Origin of the sequence: Rhodanobacter sp. ANJX3 (assembly GCF_014200755.1) — a bacterium.
GTDB lineage: Bacteria > Pseudomonadota > Gammaproteobacteria > Xanthomonadales > Rhodanobacteraceae > Rhodanobacter.
Window position 1 is genome coordinate 1 of the sequence record NZ_JACHCM010000020.1, and the last position, 1,802, is coordinate 1,802.

Sequence of the window (1,802 nt, forward strand, 5' to 3'; positions counted from 1 at the left end):
GCCAAGAGCGAATGGCCACCAAGCTCGAAGAAGTGATCGCGGCGACCGACGCGAGTGACCCCGAGCAGTTCCTCCCACACGGCGGCGATCGCGCTTTCGGTGTCGCCTTGCGGCGGTTCGTACGCCCGACGGGCAAAGGCTTCGTCGTCCGGTGCCGGCAGCGCCTTGCGGTCGAGCTTGCCGTTGCCGGTCAGCGGCAAAGCGGCCAGTTGCACGAAGGCCGCCGGCACCATGTATTCAGGCAGGTGTGCCGCGGCATGCGCACGCCACTGCGCCACCTCGCCCTGCCCGGCCTCGACGACCAGATAAGCGATCAACCGCACGTCGCTTCCTGGCGTGTCGCGCGCGACCACCGCGACATCGCGGATCGAGGCGCAGGTCGCCAGACAGGCCTCGATGTCACCCAGCTCGATACGAAAGCCGCGGATCTTCACCTGGTCGTCGTTACGGCCCAGGTACTCGATCTGGCCGTCCGGCGCATAGCGAGCCAGGTCGCCGGTCTTGTACAACCGGCCACCCGCGCGGAACGGATCGGAGACGAAGCGTTCGGCCGTCAAGCCATCGCGGTTGAGGTAACCGCGCGCCACACCGACGCCACCGATGTGCAGCTCACCGACCGTGCCACGCGGTACATGACGGCCATAACGATCGAGCAGATGGATCGCGGTGTTTGCGATCGGCCGACCGATCGGCACGGTACCGCCAGTGTAGTCCGGCGGACAGGTCCACGCGGTTACGTCGATCGCCGCTTCGGTCGGTCCGTACAAGTTGTGCAAGGCGACCGCCGGCAAGCGCTGGCGACAGGCCAGCACGTGGGCGGCCGGCAAGGCTTCGCCACTGAGTATCAGTCGACGCAGGCTCGTGCACGCGGCGACGTCGTCCACCTGGACGAAGCTGGCCAGCATCGAGGGCACGAAGTGCGCTGTGGTGACTTGCCATTGACGCATCCATGCAGCCAGTCGCGGCGCGTCTTTGTGCAGCTCGGGCGGTGGCACGGCCAACGAGGCACCGGCGAGCAGCGGCCAGAAGAATTCCCATACCGACACATCGAAGCTAAAGGGGGTTTTCTGGATGACGATGTCGGTGTGGTCCAGACCGTAGGCGCTCTGCATCCAGGTCAGTCGGTTGACCAAGGCGCCGTGTTCGTTCATCACACCCTTCGGGCGACCGGTCGAGCCGGAGGTGTAGATCACGTACGCCAATTGTCCGGCCGACGCGCCGGCGATCTGGGGATCGTGCGTCGGGCCATCGGTCCACGGCGCCTGATCCAGGTGCACACGATGGGCAGTGCTACCCAGCTCGGCCAAGGCGGTCTCGCCCACCCCATCGACCAGCATCCAGGCTGGCGAGGCATCGTCCAGCACCTGTCGCAGGCGTTCGGTCGGCAGGCTCGGATCCAGTGGCAGGTACGCGCCGCCGGCCTTGAGGATGGCCAGCAGACTGATCACCATCGGCACGCCACGCTCGGCGCAGACGGCGACGATGCGGTCGGGGCCGACGCCGTGCGCTACCAGTCGATGCGCCAGGCGGTTGGCACGCCGGTTGAGTTCGGTATAGGTGAGGTTGCCGTCCTCGTGCCGCACAGCGATGGCCTCGGGCGTGCGCTGCACCTGGGCTTCGATCAGCGCATGGATGCTGACGTCGGTCGGATACGCTGCTTCGGTCGCGTTCCATGCCGCCTGCTGCGCTCGCTCCGCCGCACTGAGCATGTCGATCGACGACAAGCTCGCACCGTCGACGGTCATCGCGCGAAGCACCGTCATCAGGTAATCGACGTGACGCTGCATCGTCGACGCGTCGAA

At 66.5% G+C, this 1,802-nt stretch carries 1 protein-coding gene; it reads right to left on the reverse strand.

Annotation, left to right across the window (positions count from 1 at the left end; all coding sequences use genetic code 11):
- On the reverse strand, positions 1-1,787 hold a 1,787-nt coding region (locus HDE76_RS20475), incomplete at its 3' end, for an amino acid adenylation domain-containing protein (RefSeq protein WP_221262496.1).
- Between the last annotated feature and the right edge of the window lie 15 nt (positions 1,788-1,802).